This window comes from Pseudoduganella guangdongensis (genome assembly GCF_009857475.1).
Lineage (GTDB): Bacteria > Pseudomonadota > Gammaproteobacteria > Burkholderiales > Burkholderiaceae_D > Rugamonas > Rugamonas guangdongensis.
In genome coordinates, this window is record NZ_WWCJ01000030.1 from 13,432 (window position 1) to 31,467 (window position 18,036).

Genomic DNA, 18,036 nt, shown 5'->3' on the forward strand with positions numbered 1-18,036 from the left:
GACGTACCCTATTTTTCGCTGCGCGAAAAATAGGGTACGTCCCCATTTTTTCCGTCCCCATTTTTTGACCTGACCCCGAAACAAAAAAGCCCCGAACGCTTGCGCGCTCGGGGCTTTTTGCTACTGGCGGAACTTAGCTTAGAAGCTGTAGTTGCCGGTCAGGTAGAAGGTGCGGCCCATTGGGTCTGCGTAGCGTGGGTCGAAGCCAACCTGGTGGCCGGACGATGCACGCAGCGAGAACGGTGGGTTGCGGTCGGCGATGTTCTTCACGCCGGCGCGCAGCAGCAGCTGCTTGTTGAACTTCCACTTGCCCTGCCAGTCGAAGGTCAGGTGCGAAGGCACTTCGATACGGAAGGTTTCCAGTGCGTTGGTCGCGGTGTTGCGGCTGGTTGCTTCTGCATCGGTGTAACCGTTGCGGTAGTGGGCGACCAGGCTGTTCGAGAACGCGCCGGTGTCCAGCGTGGTGGACAGGCGGACGATGTGTCGGAATGCCACTTGGTTATCGACGCCGAAGTAGTTGATGCTGCTCAGCCACTTGTCGGGGACGGTGCCCACCTCGAGCTTCTCGGACTTCAGCATATAGGTGCCGTTCAAGGTGGTGGTCAGGTTACCGAACGAGAACTTGTGGCGGTAGGTGGTTTCCCAGTCCACGCCGCGGTTCAGGACCTGGCCGATGTTGATCGACTGGGTCTTCTTGGCCCAGTAGGTCTGGCCGTTACCTGGATCCACGAAAGTGGTGAACAGGTTGCGGTATTTCTCAAACTGCGTGAAGATCTGCTCTTCACTCACGCTGTCAACCGCATCAGTCATCTTCACGTTCCACAGGTCAGCCTGCACCGAGAAGCTGTTGGTTGGTTCGAAACGGAAGCCCACGGTGTATTGCTTCGACTTCTCTGGCTTCAGGTCTTCGTTACCACCGGACACTACGTTGTACTGACGGGTACCGACCTGGCAATAGTCCGGGTTTTCAGCCTTCAGGTTTGGCGGGCAAGCCCACGACTTGGAAGTGAAGCCGGCCGATACCAGCGGCTGGCCGATGGCCAGCATGGATGGGGCCTTGAAGCCGGTGCCGTAGGAACCGCGTGCCAGGAACGACGGGACTGGCTGCCAGCGTGCCGAGACTTTATAGGTGCCGGACGATTCCTTGCTGCCCATGTCACGCTTCGCCAGCGCGTTCTTGACGGCTTCGAAGGTGTCGCGACGCACTGCAGCGGTCACTTCCAGGGACTTCACAACCGGTGCCACCATCTCGGCGAATACGCCGTAGTTGTTCCGCTCCAGGTCATAAGCTGGCGATGCGCTGAAGCCAAAGATATCGCTGGCGGTGGCGCGTGGGGTCTGCACGTAGTGGTAGTTGCGGTAGTCGCCGCCAACTGCCACGCTGGCGGCGCCAGCCGGCAGCTGCATCACTTCGCGCGAAGCGCGTGCATCGATGCCCTTCATGGTGGTCGATGCGTCGCGGATGGAACCCTTGTACACGGAGTTGGCGATCAACTGCTTGGTTGCATCCGCTTGCGCGCCGATGCCCAGGAATGGGTCGAACAGGTTCTTGGCCAGCATGTCGCGGAACTCGGCGTTCTTCACGTAGCCGCCCACGTAGCGCTCATCGATGGCATTCTCGGACCAGGTCAGGCCGGTGCCGAAGTTCCACGCGCCAATTTCGCCTTCCGCACCCACCACAAAGTTCTTGGAGGTGGTGATGGTCTGGCTGTCGCGGGTGCCCCAGTCGTAGGTACGGTAGCTGGCGGTCACGGATTTAACGTCAGCATCCTGCGCGCTGGTCAGGTATGGACGTACGTAGGTGTTGTACAGCGGCGAACCTTTGGCGATCGACACGGATGCGGTGTTAGGCGCGATACGTGCGGTCAGGTCAAGGCGCGAGTAAGCTCCTTCAACGAAAACGTTCAGCTTGTCGTTGACCTTGACGGTCGCCTTACCGAACAGGCTGTCACGGGTGTTTTCAGGCACGATTTCAATGGTCTGCACGAAGTCGAAGCCGCAGTTCTGAACCAGCGCGGTATTGCTCAGCGCCAGTTGGTTCATTGGCGCGCACTTACCGTTCTTCTTCTCGTATGGATTGAAGCCGATTGGTTCGCTACCCTTGGTGTTGAAGGTGGCGGACACGTTGGCCGGAATGGTTGCCGCGCTGGTGCGGTCGTAAACGTAGTTCTTGCCGTTCCAGCCGAATGGGATATACGCGGTATCAGCGAAGTCGCGGTCCAGCGCGCGCAGTTGCTTGTGGTCGTCGCGGCGGTAGGACAACAGAACGTTGTAGCCGTTTTCGTCCAGGTCGCCCTGGCCGTAAGTGAGGCTGAAGTTGTGGTTCTTGCCGGCGCTCGATTCGCCTGGGCGAGCCATATGAGCTTCGACATTCAGACCCTGGTAGTTTTTCTTCAGGATGAAGTTGATGACGCCGCCAATGGCGTCGGAACCGTACAGGGCGGACGCGCCATCGGTCAGGATCTCAATGGTTTCAACCGCGCTCATCGGGATGGCGTTCAGGTTGATGGTCGAGCCGGAACCTTGCGGAGCAATACGGCGGCCGTTCAGCAACACCAGGGTGTACGCTTCGCCGATGTTGTGGATCGAGGCCGAAACGTTACCGCCGGAGTTGGAGCCGGCGGCGGTCGCGGCAATGGAGAAACCTTGCATCGCTGGCAGCGCCTGAACCAGATCGGCCACCGAGGTCGCGCCAGTCTTAGCGATTTGCTCCGAGGTCAGGCGCTGCACTGGCAGTGCGCCTTCTACATTGATACGCTTAATTGCGGAACCGGTGATCTCAACGCGCTGCAGCGGCGCATCTTGTGCGGCGGCAGCGCCAGCGGCGACGAGCGCGATTGCAGACAGTGCCAGACGTACAGAGCGCACGCCGATCTTTTCTTGGAATACCATTCATTACTCCTTTGGTTACGAGAAAAATCCCAATGAGCAAAAACGGTACTTAAACTCTTGCCCATCGATCGCGGATTATGCGGGGAGTAATCTTTGACGGGCTTCGAGAAATTGTCATTTCGATGTCACAATTGATATTCAGTCTAAATATCAAGAGATAGTTTGAACGGCACCCGGTGCGACCAAATTTCATTTGACCAAAAAACAGGCAGCTGTAGTTTCAACGCAACAGTGGTACTTTCATCTAGTAGACGTCGCGCCGGTAGCGGCCCGCGCTGGCCAACTCCGCCGCGCCGGCGGGTGTAAGAATTTCTTCCAGGACACGATCCACTCCGGCCGCCATCCCTTCCAGGCTGCCGCACACGTAAATCGCCGCCCCCTCCGCCACCCAGGCGCGCAGGGTGGCCGCCTGGCGCCGCAGGACGTCCTGCACATACTCCTTGCCCTGCGGCCCGCGCGACCACGCCAGGTCGAGGCGCGGCAACAGGCCATCGCGTTGCCATCCATCAAGTTCGTCCTGGTAGAAGGCGTCAAACGCCGGGTCGCGTTCGCCGAACAGCAGCCAGTTGCGCGCCTGGCCGGCCGCCGCGCGCGCTTTCAAGTGGCCGCGCAGGCCGGCAATGCCGCTGCCGTTGCCGATCAGGATCAGCGGCCGTTCGGCATTCGATTCCAGGCGGAAACGGCGGTGCGCGCGCAGGCGCAGGCGCACGCTGGCACCCTCTTCCGCCTGCTGGGTCAGCCAGCCGGAGGCCAGGCCGTGGCTGCCGTCGCCATGGCGGTGCAGGCGCACCAGCAGGTGTACCCGGCCGTCGGCCGGGATGGAGGCAATCGAATACTCGCGCGGACGCGCGGGATCAGCCGGCGCCGCCACTTGCACCAGGTCGCCCGACTGCCAGTCCGGCAGTGCGGCGCCGGCGGCCGGCGCCAGCTCCAGGTGGTAAATCGGCGCGCCGCTGCTGCCCGGGTTCAGGTGGCGCCGCGCGGCCAGGCGCCATTCCTCGAAGGCGGGCGCGTCCCAGTCCGGGGCGTCGCTGGTGCCGGCCAGGTGGCTCAATTGCTGGCGCCAGGCGGCAATCGCCGGCGGCGCGCTGCGGTCCACCTCCACCCGCGGGAACAGGGCCTGGGCGCCGCGCGCGGCCAGCCAGGCGTCCAGCGCGCGGCCAAAACCGCAAAAGCTGCTGTAGGCGCTGTCGCCCAGCGCCAGCACGGCGTAGTGCAGCTGGCCCAGGGCCAGGTCGCTGCGCGCCATCAGGCGCTGCGCAAAGCGCGCCGCCGCGTCGGGCGGGTCGCCCTCGCCGTAAGTCGAGGTCAGGAACAGGATGCGCTCGCTGGACTGCAAGGTGGCCGCGTCCAGCTCATCGAACTCGCACAGGTGGTGGGCGATGCCGGCCACGCGCAGGGTTTCACTGGTCTGGCGCGCCAGCAGTTCGGCGCTGCCGGTCTGGCTGGCGTACGCCACCAGCCAGGGCGAATCGCCCGCCGCCGCCTTGGCCGCGCGCGCGGCGGCACGGGCGCGCCGCGCGCGCAGCCAAGGTAGCAGGCACACCACGCCATAGCTGGCAAACAGGGCGGCGGTCAGGCCGAGGCGGAGCGGGTCATTCGTCAGGATCATTCTTCTTCAAGCATTTTCTGGAAACGGCTGCTGAGGATTTCGCGCAGCCCCTCCCCTTGGCGCAGCAGGAAGCGGGCGGCCAGGCCTTTGCGCTCGGCCAGCGCCAGGCCGTCCTGCGGGCCCAGCACCGTCAACGCGGTGGACCAGGCATCGGCCGCCATGGCGCGCTCGTGCACCACGGTCACCGCCGCCAGGGCATTGGTGATCGGCATGCCGCTGCGGGGATCAATCGTGTGCGGACGCCGGGTGGCGTCCTGCATAAAGTATTTGCGGTAGTCGCCCGAGGTGGCGACCGCCAGGCCGTGCAAGGCCACGGCGATTGCGCCGCCCGGCATCGCGGCTGGATCTTCCAGCGCCACCCACCAGGGCTGGCCATCTGGTTTGAACCCGGCGCCGCGCAGCTCGCCGCCTACCTCGACCAGGTAATGCTGCAAGCCCTGCCCTTCCAGGTACTGCGCCAGGCGGTCCACGCCATAGCCCTTGGCCACGGCCGACAGGTCGAGCTGCACGCCGCCCGGCTGGAAGGCGCGCTTGCGCGGGATGTCCAGCTCCACCAGGCGGCCCGCCATGCCAGCGCGCAAAGTGGCGACATCGCGCGCGCTGGGCGGCACGAAGCCCGGCTGGTCGTGGCGCCCGCTGGGGCCGAAGCCCCACAGGTTGACCAGCGCGCCAGCGCAGGGATCGCAAGCGCCGCCGCTGTCGCGCGCGACGCCCATGGCATATTGCAAGACGTCAAAGAAACCATCCGGCAGGGCCTGCCAGGTGCAGGCGCCGGCGCGGTTGAAGCGGCCCAGGTCGGAGCCGGGCTCCCAGTGGCTCATTTCGGCCACCACCTGGTCCAGTTCGCGCTGCAGGCCGGCCTGCAAATCGGCCGCCCGCAACGGCGGCGCGCCGGCGGCACGCCCGGGCAGCGCCACCCGGGCCGACCAGGTGGTGCCCATGGTGGCGCCGCCAAAATCGAGCACCTGCGCCGCCGCCGGCGGCGGCTCGGCGCTAATGGTCGGCGGCAACAGGACGCGTCGCACTGCTTACTGCGGCAACACTTCCACGGTCGCCGCGTAGGTCACGCGGCGCGCCGGCATCTGGCGCGGCTGGCCAGGCTGCGGCGCCACGGCGGCCGGCCAGCTGCTCGACACCAGGTACATGCCGGCTTCCGGGATGGTGAAGCTGACCTCGCCCTTGGCATCGGTGTTGAAACGGATTTCGCCCAGGGTGCCGCGGTATTTCACGCCGCCCGGGATCAGGCTGAAGGCCTGGTTGGCCGCTGGCTTGCCATCGAGCAGGAACTTCCACTTGGCCTCTTCGCCCGCGCGCATATCGTTCGGGTGCGTCACCGGCACCAGTTCCAGGCCGACACCGGTTGGCTTGAACACCGCCTCGTCGGTCTTGTTGGAGCTGACGAAGGTTTCCAGGCGGCTGGCGGTACGCGACACGGTCAGCTCGTCGGCCTTGGCCGGCACATTGGCTGCCATCTCGGCTTCCGCGCCGCGCCAGCGTTTGACTTCGCCGTTGACTTTCCAGCTCGCCATCACGGACTGGTTGACCAGGGCGATGCGGTAGGTGCCCGGCTTGGCCAGCTTCACGTCGAAGGTCGAACGCAGGCGACCGGTCATGGCGTTCTGCATGTCCACCTTGGCGCCGTCCGGGCCGGTGATGGTGATGCCGTCCAGCTTGAGCGGCACATGGTCGATGTCGAACAGGCCTTCCGAAATGGCGGCGTCCACGGTGACCCATGGGTCCTTGTGGTCCACCAGGGAGGACGACGGCAGCAGCCATGGCTTGTGCGCCTGGGCGCTGAAGGCGGCGCCGGCCAGGGCCAGTGCGATCAGGGTTTTAGTCAGCTTCATGGTTGGTCCTTAAGGTTTGACTTGCACGATCACATTGCCCAGCTCTTCCTTGCCCTTGCCGGACAGGGATGCCGCCGATTTCGGCGGCCAGGCCACCGGCACTTTCACCAGCTCGCGGCCGCCCGCTTCGCGCGCCGCTTCGATCACCAATTGATAATTACCGGCCGGCAGCTTGTTCAGCGCCTCCTTGGCCACCGGGAAGCTCAGGGTGTGCTCGCCCGGGCCGCGCGTCGCGCCGCTCACGCCGTCCAGCGGCATTTCCACGTCGCGGCCGGATTTGCGCCACCACTGGCGCATATCTTTCAGCCACTTGGCGCCGGCATTGTCCTTCTTCTTCACGTCGTACAGGACGGCCAGGTTGGCCACCACTTTCTGGTCGCCGTTCTCCAGCCAGGCCGCCACGTACGGGCGGTGGTATTCCGCCACGTTCAGCTGCGGCAGGTCGAATTTCAGAGTCAGGTCGGCCGCCATCGCGGACACGCTCACCAGCGGCAAGCCGACGGCGATCGAATAACGAAGTTTCATAGAGTCCTCAGTGAATAAACAGTAAAGCGATAACGCAGGGAATAACAATACCCAGGCCAACCATCGGCCAGGTCATCGGCCGCTTGGCCGCGTGGAATTTCAGGATCAGCAGGCCGGTAATGCAGAACACCAGGCAGGCCACGGCGAAGATATCGATGAACCAGTTCCAGGCCGTGCCCGTGTTGCGGCCCTTGTGCACGTCGTTCAGCCAGGAAATCCAGCCACGGTCGGTGTTCTCAAACTCCGCCGCGCCATCCTCCAGGCCGATGCGCACCCAGGCGTCGCCGCCCGCCTTCGGCAGCGGCAAATACACCTCGTCGACCGACCATTCCGCCTCACGCCCGCCGGCCTTGAGCGACCAGGTGTCGCGCAGCCACTGCTCGCCCGCCGCCGGCAGCGGCGCCTTTTCGCCGTCGTGCTTTTCCGCAAAGGCTTGCAGTTCGCCCACCAGGGTGGCCGGCGCGGTGGCCTGCTGGCGCACCACGCTCGGCTTGGCCTCGATCTGGCTGGCGTGGTTCAGGGTGATGCCGGTGATCGCGAACAGGAACATGCCGAGCAGGCACATGGCTGAACTGACCCAGTGCCATTCATGCAGGAGTTTGAGCCAGACGGCGCGTTTGGCTTGGGTTTCCGGGGTGCTCAAAACGTTTCTTTCGGTAAGTGAATTCCAAGATGATAATGCACAGGGCTTGCCAATGCAATTGAGAATCGTTATCATTTACATTCTTATACATTCCCGCATCGCCAGCCAGCACCGTTTTCCAGATGGATGCAGCCAGCCAGAACAACATCAACTGCATCAACCTGGAGAGAATTTTGACCATCCGTAGCCGTAAGCACTCGCTGGCCTCCCAGCCCCTGCTGAACCAATCCCTGATCGCCATGGCCGCCATCGGCCTGCCGCTGTCCGCCGCCGCCCAGGCGCAAGAAAAGACCATGGCCGAAGTCAAGGTGGAAGCCGCAGCCGAAACGTCGTACAAGGCCGACCGCGCCTCGTCGCCGAAACTGACTGCACCACTGGTCGACACCCCGCAAACGATCTCCGTGATCAAGAAAGAAGTGATCCAGGAACAGGGCGCCTCCTCCATCGTTGAAGCACTGCGCAACACCCCGGGCATCACCCTGCAGCTGGGCGAGAACGGCAACACCAGCGCTGGCGACACCTTCCAGATGCGCGGTTTCGCCGCCCAGAACTCGATTTTCGTCGATGGTATCCGCGACCTGGGCGCTGTCAGCCGCGAAGCCTTCAATATCGAGCAAGTGGAAGTGGCAAAAGGCCCGGCTGGTGCCGACATTGGCCGCGGCGCGGCCGGCGGCTACATCAACCTGGTATCCAAACTGCCAACCCGTGAAGATTCGACTGCCGCCTCGCTGGCCTTTACCCAAGGCGGCGTGAAGCGCGCTACGGCCGACGTCACCCGCAGCTTCGGCAGCAGCGGCGCCCTGCGCCTGAACGCCATGGTTCAGGACGGCAGCGTCAAAGGCGCCAATGCACTGGACCGCGAAAGCAAGGCGATCGCTCCATCCATCGCCTGGGGCCTGGGTTCGCCCACCCGTATTTACCTGTTCTCGCAACACGTGCGCCAGAACAACGTGCCTGATGGCGGCACCCCAAGCGTCGGCATGGAAGGCTTCTACAATGCAGGCGAAGCACTGCGCGTAGCGCCGCGCGTCGACCGCAACAACTGGTACGGCATCAAGGGCGATTACGAAGACGTGGACGCCGACATGGTCACCGCCAAGATTGAACACGAGCTGGCACCAAAAACCACGCTGACCAATACCACCCGTTACGGTAAATCCAAAATGGACCGTATCCTGACCGGTATCAACACCCTGACCATGGTCACCCCGGCGCCATCCAGCTGGACTGTGAGCCGTTCCCGCCAAAGCGTCCTGCAGGAAAACAAAGTCCTGGCCAACACCACCAACATCGTCAGCGAGTTTGAGCTGGGTGGCCTGAAGCACACAGTCTCCACCGGCCTGGAACTGCTGAGCGAAGAGCAATTCAGCCCTGCCCGCCTGGCGAGCAGCCTGGGCACCGCGCCAGCGGCCAACCTGTACCACCCGGACCGGAACGCGGTGCTGACCGGCTTCAAGCCAGTGCTGAGCGGCGGCTTCTCCAAAGGCCAGACCGACACCATCGGCGCCTACCTGTTCGACACCATCAAGCTGAACGACCAATGGCAAATCAACGGCGGCGTACGCTATGAGCGCTACGACACCGAAACCAATGTCGGCACCCACAACACCACCACCAACGTGGTGACTGCGACCCACTTCGACAAATCCGACACCCTGGCCAGCTACAAGGCCGGCGTGGTGTACAAGCCTACCGTTGACGGCACCGTCTACCTGGCCGTTGCGACTTCGCAAACGCCACCAGGCAGCGCCAACTTCTCGCTGGCAGCGCAGAACACCAACAGCATCAACAGCGCCTCGCTGGACCCGCAAAAAACCACCAACCTGGAACTGGGTACCAAGTGGGACGTGATCCAGAAGCAGCTGGCCCTGACTGCCGCCGTCTACCGCACCACCAACAAAAACGAGTTCCCGCAACTGGTTGATGCCGCCACCAACACCTACGCGCAGCTGGGCAAACGCCAGGTGCAGGGTATCGAACTGGGTGCAGTTGGCCAGATCACCAAGAACTGGAGTGTGACTGCCGGCCTGGCCACCATGGACACCGAGATCAAGGAAGGCCTCACCGGCGGCAATGCGCCAGGCGCCGTCAGCCGCTGGTCGCCGAAGTTCTCGGCCACCCTGTGGACCACTTACAAGTACAACGACGCGCTGACCGTTGGCGGCGGTGCCCGCCACCAGGGCAAGCAAATGCGCCTGATCGACGTGAACGCCACCCCGGCCACCAGCAATATGCCTTCGATCCCGGCCTATACCGTGGTGGACCTGATGGCGTCGTACAAGCTGCAAAAGAACATCAGCCTGCAGCTGAACGTGTACAACGTGTTCGACAAGTTCTACCTGAACTCGCTGAACAACAGCGGCGCGCGCGCCTCGCTGGGCGCCCCGCGCTACGCGCAAGTCACCGCGAACTTCCAGTTCTAAGGTTGCTCTGACGTGAAAAAGGCGGACTCTCGCGAGTCCGCCTTTTTTTTTACACGCCGGAACTGGCGTCCGGGCCGGGCGCGCCGCCCTCCGTGCCGAGGTTGCTGCCGCCCTGGCGCGAACCGCTTTCGGTGGCGCTTTGCCGGTTGCCCGGCAGTGGCCGGTCGGCGCGCCTTACCTGGCCTTCCGGAATATTGCTGTTGCTGATTTCCGGATGCTCTGTGTCGACCAGCACAAAGTTTTGCTGGCTCTCCGTATCCTTGCGGGATTTGTCAGGCTTGGTTCCCATACGGGCCTCCTTGCCGTTTAGTAACTTAGTACTTGTCGCCGCCCTGCTTGCTGCCCTGGTAGTCCTGGCCCGCCTGGTCGGCTTGCTGACCTTGCTGACCTTGCTCGGGCTGCTGCCCGCTGCGGCTGGCGTTGCCACGCGCACCGCTCTGGCGATTGCCATCGTTCTTGTGGCTCATGCTGCCGGCACGGCGTGCCTCTTCGGAAGTGAACTCGTGTGCCGTGCCCTTCTGGTGGGCTGCGCGCCCCCCTTCGGATGCGATTTCGCGCTGGCGCTGCGGGTCCATCGATGCAAAGCCGCGTGCGCTTTGTTTGCTGCCGGACGGGCTGTCCTGCCGATTGCCGCGTTTGTCGCCCTGGTTGTTCGAAGCCATGATTCGTCCCCCTGCTCGGTTCGGATGGAAAAAATCCCCGCTCCCTCAGTGCTACGGCGCGGGAGAACTCATGTTATTGCAAGCACTGTACAGGTAATATAGGACGTTCAGCGCGACAAATGTAGGATATTGCCTACCGAATTTCAATTGGGAAAACTAATTCGTCGGCCACCAGGTACAGGCGATCCGTGCCTTGAGGAATCAGGGGATGCCCGCCGGTAAAGGCCCCAAAGGCCGGCAGGATGGCGCGCTGCGCGCCCACCACAAAACACGGCAAGCGCAGCGACTCGCGGCCGCTGCGCAAATGGTAAACCGGATGCACATGGCCCGCGATCACATAGCCGTCGTTGGCCAGCTCGGGATGGTGGCACAGCGCAAACGGTCCGCAGCGGAACGGTTCATCCACCAGCGTCATCGCCAGCACGGCGGCGGGATCGCCGGCACGCACATCGTGGTTGCCGCGCACCAGTACCAGCTCCAGTTGCGCATGGCGCCGGCGCCACGCCAGCATGGCCTGCAGCGTCGCCTGCGCCCGCGCCGCTTTCGCATGCAGGAAATCGCCCAGGAACACGATGCGCGCGATGTCGAAGTCGCGCAGCAATGCGTCCAGCGCCGCCAGGTTTTCGCTGGTGGTGCCGCGCGGCACCGGCACGCCCAGGGCGCGGAAACTGGCAGCCTTGCCGAAATGGATATCGGCCACCATCAGGGTGCGCGCGGCGGGCCAGTACAGCGCCTTTTGCGCCAGCAGCAGCACCTGCTCCCCCGCCAGTTCCACCGCGCAGCCCTTCATGGCCCGGCCGCCTTTTCCAGCTCACGCAGCATGCGCGCCACACGGTCCTGCAAGCGTTCGGTGGTGAGTTTTTCGCGGAAGCGCTCCACCATCAGCGCAAAGCCAAAGGGCGTGGCGCGGCGCACTTCGTGGAAGCTCACGCTGCGCTGCTGTAGTTGTAACAGTGTGGCGCGCAGGCGTCCCAATTCAAGCTCCTGCTCCAGCACCTCGCGCTGGGCCTGCGACAGCAGCAAGTTGCCGGCGTCGTGCTTGCGAAAGACTTCGAAGAACAGCGAGGAGGATGCCTGCAACTGGCGGTTGCTTTTCGGCTGACCAGGATAGCCCTGGAAGATCAGGCCCGCGACGCGCGCGATTTCACGGAAACGGCGCTGCGACAGTTCGCCTGCATTCAGGCTTGCCAGCACGTCCTCCAGCAGGTTCTCCGTATTGAATGCGCCATCCTCCAGCGCCGCCCGCCACGGCATGGCCTCGGGTGCCAGCAGCTCGAAGCCATAGTCGTTGACCGCGATGGAAAAGGTGGCGGGCCGGCTGCGCGCCAAGCGGTAGGCCAGCAGCGCGGCCAGGCCGGTATGCACCGCGCGCCCGGCAAATGGGTAGGCGAACAGGTGGTGCCCTTCCCTGCTTTGCATCGACTCGATGACGGTGGTGCCGGGTGTGGGCAGGGCCGACCAGCGCTGCTGGATCGCGAGCAGCGGGCGGATAGCCTGCATCTCGGGGCATTCGTAGCGGCCCTCGCTGGCGCGCCGCAACTGCTCCAGCGCGGCGTGCGCAAGCTCGGACGACAGCGGCATCTTGCCGCCCTGCCAGCGCGGCACGGCGCCCTTGGCGCCGCTGGCGCGCCGTACGTAGGCGGTCATCTCGTGCAGGCGCACGAACTCCAGGATGCGGCCGCCAAACAGGAAATGGTCGCCGCGCGACAGGCGCGCCACAAAGCCCTCCTCCACGCTGCCCAGGCTGCCGCCATTCTGGTACTTCACCTGCACTACCGCTTCCGACACGATGGTGCCGATGCCCATGCGGTGGCGGCGCGCAATGGCGGCGTCGGGCACGCGGTAGACGCCGTCCTCGTCCGGCAGCACGCGGCGATATTCCGGGTAGGCCACCAGGCTTTGCCCGCCGCGCGCCACAAAGTCCAGCGCCCATTGCCATTCGCTTTCACCCAGGGCGCGATAGGACCAGGCGCTGCGCACTTCCTGGTACAGCTCTGCGCTGCGGAAGCCGCCGCCCAGCGCCACCGTGACCAGGTGCTGCACCAGCACGTCCAACGGTTTCTCGGGCGGGTGGCGCGCTTCGATGTGGCGTTCGCGCACCGCCTCCTTGGCGCCGGCCGCTTCCAGCAGCTCCAGGCTGTGGGTCGGCACCAGCGTGATGCGAGAGCTGCGGCCGGGGGCGTGGCCCGAACGGCCGGCCCGCTGCAGCAGGCGCGCAACACCTTTGGCGCTGCCGATCTGCAGCACGCGCTCGACCGGCAGGAAGTCGACCCCGAGGTCCAGGCTGGAGGTGCAGACCACCGCCTTCAATTTGCCCTGCTTGATGCCCTGTTCGACCCAGTCGCGCACTTCCTTGTCCAGCGAGCCGTGGTGCAAGGCGATCAGGCCGGCCCATTCCGGCCGCGCGGCAAGCAGCTTCTGATACCACAGCTCCGCCTGCGAGCGCGTATTGCAAAACACCAGGGTGCTGGCATGCTGCGCGATTTCGTTGGCGACCGGCTCCAGCATCTGGATGCCGAGGTGGCCGGCCCAGGGAAAGCGCGCGGGATGTTCGGGGATCAGGGTGTCGATCAGTAGCGCCTTGGCCACCTGACCTTCGACGATGGCGCCGCCGGGGGCCAGCGCCTCGCACGCCTGCTGCAGGTTGCCCAGCGTGGCGGACAGGCCCCACACGGCCAGGCCGGGGCGCCAGCGGCGCAGGCGCGCCAGTGCGAGCTGGGTCTGGACTCCGCGCTTATTGCCCATTAACTCGTGCCATTCATCGACGATGGCCATATCGAGCTGCGCGAACAATGCCTCGGCGTCGGGCCGGCTAAGCAGGACGGTGAGGCTTTCCGGTGTCGTCACCAGGGCATGCGGCAGCTGGCGCGCCTGGCGCGCGCGGGCAGCGCTGTCGGTGTCGCCGGTGCGCGCTTCGACCTGCCAGCCCGGCAGCAGCTCGGCGGCGCTCGATTGCAGCGCGCGCAGCGTGTCGGCGGCCAGCGCGCGCATTGGGGTGATCCACAGCACGCGCAGGCCTTGCTGGCGGCCCGGCTGCGCGCGCTGCAAGGCGGCCAGCCAGAGCGCCAGCGTCTTGCCCGAGCCGGTGGTGGCGTGCAGCAGGCCGGACTTGCCCTGCTGCGCGGCGTCCCATACGGCGCGCTGGAAAGGGAACACCTGCCAGCCGCGCGCCGCGAACCAGGACTCCACTTGGGTGCGCGACGGCGCCCGCAGCGCCGCCCCTGCACGCCCCGCGCCGCGCGCCGTGGGCGATGCGGCGGACGGCTGCGGGTCGGACGCCTGCGGATCGGGCGCTGCCGCGGTGGCGCGGCGCGGCGGCAGCGGGCGTGGCCGGGGGAAAGCGGGGCTCATGCCGGCGCCTGCGCCAGCAAGGCGCGCAAGGTGTCGAGCGTATCGGCGTCCTGCACCGCCTTGTCCTCACGCCGGCGCAGGATGCGCGGAAAACGCACCGCAATTCCCGACTTGTGGCGCGGCGACAGGGCGATGGCCTCAAAGCCGATTTCAAACACCATGCTCGGTTTCACGCTGCGCACCGGCCCGAAGCGCTCGATGGTGGTGCGGCGGATGGCGTTGTCCACCTGCGCGATCTCGGCATCGGTCAGCCCCGAATACGCCTTGGCAAACGGCACCAGGCGCGCCTCGCCACCGTCCTGGCGGTCCCACACCGCGAAGGTGTAGTCGGTGTACAGGGAAGCGCGCCTCCCATGTCCCGCCTGGGCGTACACCAGCACCGCATCCACGCTGTAGGGATCGATCTTCCACTTCCACCAGGTGCCGACATCCTTGGTGCGCCCGACCCCGTACTGCGCCTGGCGCGCCTTGAGCATCATGCCCTCCACGCCACGGCTGCGCGACTCGCCCCGCAACCCGGCCAACTGCGCCCAGTCAGTGGCAAGCACCAGCGGCGACAGGCGCAATGCGGCATGCCCCACCTGCGCCACCAACTGTTCCAGCAGCACGCGCCGCTCATGCTGCGGCAGCTGGCGCACATCCACCCCATCCAGTTCCAGCACGTCGTAGGCCACCAGCACGGCCGGCAGCTCCGCCAGCAACCGGGCGCTCAGGGTCTTGCGGCCAATGCGCTTCTGCAGGGCGGCAAACGGCGCCGGCGCAGCGCTGCCGGGCGGCCACACCAGGATTTCGCCATCGACCACCGTCCCGGGCGGCAAGGGAATCGCCGCCAGCTCCGGGAAGCGCTCGGAAATCAGCTCTTCGCCGCGCGACCACAGCCAGTTCAGGCCGGAACGCGAGACCAGCTGCGCGCGCATGCCATCGTATTTCCATTCCACCTGCCAGGCCGCCAGCTCGCCCAGCGTGGCAGGATCGGCCTGCAAGGCATGCGCCAGGAAGAAGGGATACGGCTGCCCGCCGCGCTCCGCGTGTTCCGTCGCCGACGGCGCCGCAATCAGCTGCAGGAAGCCCTGCGCCGTGGGCCGCACGCTGCCGTCGGTCCAGCCCATCAGGCGCTGGGCAATCAGCTTGCTGTCCAGCGCCGCGATGGCGCTCAGCGCGCGCGTCACCAGCAGGCGCGAGACGCCGACCCGGAAGCCGCCGCCGATCAGCTTCAGCAGCAGGAAGCGCTCGCGCGTCTCCAATTCCTCCCAGTAGCCGAACAGCGCCGCCCGCACCTGCTCCGGCGGCGCCCCGCGCAGCGGTGCGATGCGCTGCTCGACCCATGCCGCCAGCCCCAGGTCGCTGCGGCGCTGCGGCGCCGGCAGGATGTGGGCGATGGTTTCGGCCAGGTCGCCCACCGCCTGGTAGCACTCGTCGAACAGCCACTCGTCCAGCCCGGCGTACTCGGTCGCGTACTGCCGCAGCAGCTTGACCGGCACCGCCTGGCGCGGCTTGCCGCCCGCCAGGAAGTACACCGCCCACGCCGCATCTTCCGGCGCGGCGCGGCTGAAATAGGCTTGCAGCGCATCGAGCTTGCGCTTGGTCGCCGTGGTCTCATCCAGCTCCGCGTACAGGCGGGCAAATTCACGCATCACCCGCCTCCGCCGCCTCATCGTCGCCAAACTCGGTGTCGAAGGCCTTCGCATCCAGGCCGTTCTGGCACAGCCAGCGCACCATCACCGGGATCGAACCGTGCGTCACGATCACGCGCTGCGCGCCGCTGGCGCCGATGGCCTGCAGCAGTCCGGGCCAGTCGGCATGGTCGGACAGCACAAAGCCCCGGTCCACGCCGCGCCTGCGGCGCGCGCCGCGCAACTGCATCCAGCCGCTGGCGAAAGCGTCGCTGAACTCGCCGAAACGCCTGATCCAGGGCGAGCCCGCGGCCGACGGCGGCGCCAGCACCAGCGCCTGGCGCAGCGCGGCCTTGTCGATGTCGCCCACCATGACGGTGGCCGGCAGCGCCACGCCCGCCTCACGGTAAATGCGGTTCAGCGGCTCCAGCGCGCCGTGGCACACGATTGGGCCGATGCCGGCCGCCAGCCCGCTGAGGATGCGCTGCGCCTTGCCGAAGGCGTAACACAACAGCACGCTGCAGCGCCCTTCCGCCGCATTGCGCCGCCACCAGGCATTGATTTCGTCGAACACCTGCGCCTGCGGCTGCCAGCGGTAGATCGGCAAGCCGAAGGTCGACTCGGTGATGAAGCAATCGCAGCGCACCGGCTCGAACGGGGCGCAGGTGGCGTCCGGCTCCACCTTGTAGTCGCCCGATGCGACCCATACTTCGCCGCCGTACTCCATACGCACTTGGGCCGAGCCGAGCACGTGCCCGGCCGGGTGCAGCGATATGCGCACGCCCTGGTGCACCACATGTTCGCCGTACGCCAGGCCCTGCACCGTGATGTCGCCCAGCCGCGTGCGCAGGATGCCCGCGCCGGGCGCCGCGCACAGGTAGTGCCCGTGGCCGCGCCGCGCATGGTCGCCGTGGCCATGGGTAATGACGGCGCGCGTCACCGGCTGCCAGGGATCGATATAGAAATCGCCCGGAACGCAATACAGCCCCTCCTTGCGCACCACTACCATGTCCGGCATGCCAGGCTCCTGGTTGACCTAATTGATCCCGCTGTCGATGGTCGGCGGGGCGATGCAGTTGTCGCACACGCCGCAACGCTCGATGCCGGCAGACTGGTCGCCAAAATAGTCCAGCAGCAGTCTCCAGCGGCAGTAGCCGCTCTGTGCATAAGACACCATTTGCGCCAGCGCTTCGCGGTCGCGCTCCTGCTTTTCACGATAGTGCTCGGCCTTCCGCTGCAGGTCAACCGGGCGCGGCGCGGCTCCGGTCAGGCGGTATTGCAGCTTGCGGTCCTGCTGTAGCCAGCCGCCTTCCTTCAGCAGTTTCAACGCCACCTGGCTGCGATGGTCGCGCGGCCGCTCGCCCTTGGCCACAGCGTCAAAGGCGCTTTGCAGCAACGCGGCATCCGGATATTGCCGCGCCAGGAAGAACTGCTGCACGCGCTTGTCCGCGTGGAAGTACAGCAAGGTGCACTCCGCCGCTTCCCCGTCGCGCCCGGCGCGTCCCGCTTCCTGGTAATAGGCGTCCAGGCTGGCCGGCACCTGCAGGTGGATCACGAAACGGAGGTCGGCTTTGTCGATCCCCATGCCGAAGGCGTTGGTGGCCACCATCACGCGGCGCGCGCCGGACATGAACATTTCCTGGTTCTGGCGGCGTTCCGTCGCATTCAGTTTGCCGTGGTACAGCGCCACGCTCTCGCCGGCCTCCTCCAGCGCTGCCAGCATGTCCTCGGCCGCTTTCACCGTGGCGGCATAAATGATGCCGCTGCCCGCCGTTTCGCGCACCAGGCGCAGCGCTTCGGCAGCGCGTTGGTCCGGGTTGGTGACCTGGCGCACGGCCAGGTGCAGCTTGGGCCGGTAAATGCCGGTGTTAACTACCCGCATGGCCGGTGCCCCCAGCTGCTGGCGGATATCGTCCACCACCTCGTCGGTGGCAGTGGCGGTCAGCGCCAGCACCGGCGGACGGCCCAGCGCATCGAGCGCGGCGCCGATATCGAGGTAGGCCGGGCGGAAGTCGTGGCCCCAGCGTGAGATGCAGTGGGCCTCGTCCACCACCACCAGGCCGATATCGGCCTGGTGCAGCAGCGACATGAAGTCCGGCGTGGTCAGCCGCTCCGGCGTGCAGAACACGATACGCTCCTGCCGTTCACGCAGCCCCTGCTGCGCTTCCTGCTGCTCAACGGCCGGCACCTTGCTGTTCAATTGGTCCGCCGGCAGGCCGATATCGTCCAGCTTCTCCACCTGGTCCTTCATCAGCGAGATCAAGGGCGACACCACCACCGTGCTGCCTTTCAGCAGCGCAGCCGGGATCTGGTAGCACAGCGACTTGCCGCTGCCGGTGGGCATGATGGCAAGCGTGTCGCGGCCCGCCAGCACGCTGTCGATCACTTGCTGCTGGCCGGGGCGCAGATGTTCCATGCCAAACACGTCGCGCAGCACTTTGCGGATTTGATGATGAGTAGTCATGGGG

General features: G+C 65.6%; 14 protein-coding genes. 1 reads left to right on the forward strand and 13 read right to left on the reverse strand.

From position 1 onward, the window contains the following. Window positions 1-138 precede the first annotated feature (138 nt). The 6 genes from GTP41_RS25475 to GTP41_RS25500 form a co-directional block, all read right to left on the reverse strand. Window positions 139-2,892 carry a TonB-dependent receptor gene (locus tag GTP41_RS25475; protein WP_161028401.1) on the reverse strand — a complete coding sequence of 918 codons (2,754 nt, stop codon included), beginning with the start codon at window positions 2,890-2,892 and terminating at the stop codon, window positions 139-141. Window positions 2,893-3,136: 244 nt separating this feature from the next. Further along, window positions 3,137-4,504, reverse strand: coding sequence for a sulfite reductase subunit alpha (locus GTP41_RS25480; protein WP_161028402.1), 1,368 nt, complete (start codon window positions 4,502-4,504; stop codon window positions 3,137-3,139). Beyond that, window positions 4,501-5,529, reverse strand: coding sequence for an FAD:protein FMN transferase (locus tag GTP41_RS25485; RefSeq protein ID WP_371867411.1), 1,029 nt, complete (start codon window positions 5,527-5,529; stop codon window positions 4,501-4,503). Before GTP41_RS25485 ends, GTP41_RS25480 begins: the two co-directional genes overlap by 4 nt. Before the next feature lie 3 nt (window positions 5,530-5,532). Next, window positions 5,533-6,351 (reverse strand): DUF4198 domain-containing protein, encoded by an 819-nt coding sequence (locus tag GTP41_RS25490; RefSeq protein WP_161028403.1) that lies wholly within the window; start codon window positions 6,349-6,351, stop codon window positions 5,533-5,535. Window positions 6,352-6,360: 9 nt separating this feature from the next. Further along, complete coding sequence (locus tag GTP41_RS25495) at window positions 6,361-6,876, reverse strand: DUF2271 domain-containing protein (RefSeq protein ID WP_161028404.1); 516 nt, start codon at window positions 6,874-6,876, stop codon at window positions 6,361-6,363. Between the two features lie 7 nt (window positions 6,877-6,883). Beyond that, the gene (locus GTP41_RS25500) at window positions 6,884-7,519 is read right to left on the reverse strand and encodes a PepSY-associated TM helix domain-containing protein (RefSeq protein ID WP_229503072.1); all 636 of its coding nucleotides are present in this window, start codon (window positions 7,517-7,519) and stop codon (window positions 6,884-6,886) included. 173 nt (window positions 7,520-7,692) lie between these two features. Between GTP41_RS25500 and GTP41_RS25505 the strand changes: the two genes are divergently transcribed. Further along, window positions 7,693-9,942, forward strand: a complete 2,250-nt coding sequence (locus GTP41_RS25505) for a catecholate siderophore receptor Fiu (protein ID WP_229503073.1) — start codon at window positions 7,693-7,695, stop codon at window positions 9,940-9,942. A gap of 49 nt (window positions 9,943-9,991) precedes the next feature. On the opposite strand, the gene GTP41_RS25510 is transcribed toward GTP41_RS25505, so the two are convergent. The 7 genes from GTP41_RS25510 to GTP41_RS25540 form a co-directional block, all read right to left on the reverse strand. After that, entirely contained in the window at window positions 9,992-10,231 is a 240-nt protein-coding gene (locus GTP41_RS25510; protein ID WP_161028407.1) for a hypothetical protein, read from the reverse strand. Between the two features lie 25 nt (window positions 10,232-10,256). Further along, window positions 10,257-10,604 carry a KGG domain-containing protein gene (locus tag GTP41_RS25515; RefSeq protein WP_161028408.1) on the reverse strand — a complete coding sequence of 116 codons (348 nt, stop codon included), beginning with the start codon at window positions 10,602-10,604 and terminating at the stop codon, window positions 10,257-10,259. A gap of 133 nt (window positions 10,605-10,737) precedes the next feature. Beyond that, window positions 10,738-11,394: a ligase-associated DNA damage response endonuclease PdeM gene (pdeM, locus tag GTP41_RS25520; RefSeq protein ID WP_161028409.1), complete on the reverse strand. Its 657-nt coding sequence runs from the start codon at window positions 11,392-11,394 to the stop codon at window positions 10,738-10,740. Then, entirely contained in the window at window positions 11,391-13,955 is a 2,565-nt protein-coding gene (locus GTP41_RS25525; RefSeq protein WP_161028410.1) for a ligase-associated DNA damage response DEXH box helicase, read from the reverse strand. Before GTP41_RS25525 ends, pdeM begins: the two co-directional genes overlap by 4 nt. Continuing rightward, window positions 13,952-15,589, reverse strand: a complete 1,638-nt coding sequence (locus GTP41_RS25530) for an ATP-dependent DNA ligase (RefSeq protein WP_161028411.1) — start codon at window positions 15,587-15,589, stop codon at window positions 13,952-13,954. Before GTP41_RS25530 ends, GTP41_RS25525 begins: the two co-directional genes overlap by 4 nt. Further along, complete coding sequence (locus tag GTP41_RS25535) at window positions 15,582-16,586, reverse strand: ligase-associated DNA damage response exonuclease (RefSeq protein ID WP_161028412.1); 1,005 nt, start codon at window positions 16,584-16,586, stop codon at window positions 15,582-15,584. The genes GTP41_RS25530 and GTP41_RS25535 overlap by 8 nt, the downstream gene beginning before the upstream one ends. Window positions 16,587-16,604: 18 nt before the next feature. Further along, a complete protein-coding gene (locus tag GTP41_RS25540) occupies window positions 16,605-18,032 on the reverse strand; it encodes a RecQ family ATP-dependent DNA helicase (RefSeq protein WP_161028413.1) in 1,428 nt (475 codons plus the stop codon). Window positions 18,033-18,036: the final 4 nt, after the last annotated feature.

What these genes read in the sequence shown, in the direction of transcription:
- GTP41_RS25475 (WP_161028401.1), bottom strand. Translation starts at nt 2,892, where the DNA reads ATGGTATTCCAAGAAAAGATCGGCGTGCGCTCTGTACGTCTGGCACTG.
- GTP41_RS25480 (WP_161028402.1), bottom strand. Translation starts at nt 4,504, where the DNA reads ATGATCCTGACGAATGACCCGCTCCGCCTCGGCCTGACCGCCGCCCTG.
- GTP41_RS25490 (WP_161028403.1), bottom strand. Translation starts at nt 6,351, where the DNA reads ATGAAGCTGACTAAAACCCTGATCGCACTGGCCCTGGCCGGCGCCGCC.
- GTP41_RS25495 (WP_161028404.1), bottom strand. Translation starts at nt 6,876, where the DNA reads ATGAAACTTCGTTATTCGATCGCCGTCGGCTTGCCGCTGGTGAGCGTG.
- GTP41_RS25510 (WP_161028407.1), bottom strand. Translation starts at nt 10,231, where the DNA reads ATGGGAACCAAGCCTGACAAATCCCGCAAGGATACGGAGAGCCAGCAA.
- GTP41_RS25515 (WP_161028408.1), bottom strand. Translation starts at nt 10,604, where the DNA reads ATGGCTTCGAACAACCAGGGCGACAAACGCGGCAATCGGCAGGACAGC.
- pdeM (WP_161028409.1), bottom strand. Translation starts at nt 11,394, where the DNA reads ATGAAGGGCTGCGCGGTGGAACTGGCGGGGGAGCAGGTGCTGCTGCTG.
- GTP41_RS25525 (WP_161028410.1), bottom strand. Translation starts at nt 13,955, where the DNA reads ATGAGCCCCGCTTTCCCCCGGCCACGCCCGCTGCCGCCGCGCCGCGCC.
- GTP41_RS25530 (WP_161028411.1), bottom strand. Translation starts at nt 15,589, where the DNA reads ATGCGTGAATTTGCCCGCCTGTACGCGGAGCTGGATGAGACCACGGCG.
- GTP41_RS25535 (WP_161028412.1), bottom strand. Translation starts at nt 16,586, where the DNA reads ATGCCGGACATGGTAGTGGTGCGCAAGGAGGGGCTGTATTGCGTTCCG.
- GTP41_RS25540 (WP_161028413.1), bottom strand. Translation starts at nt 18,032, where the DNA reads ATGACTACTCATCATCAAATCCGCAAAGTGCTGCGCGACGTGTTTGGC.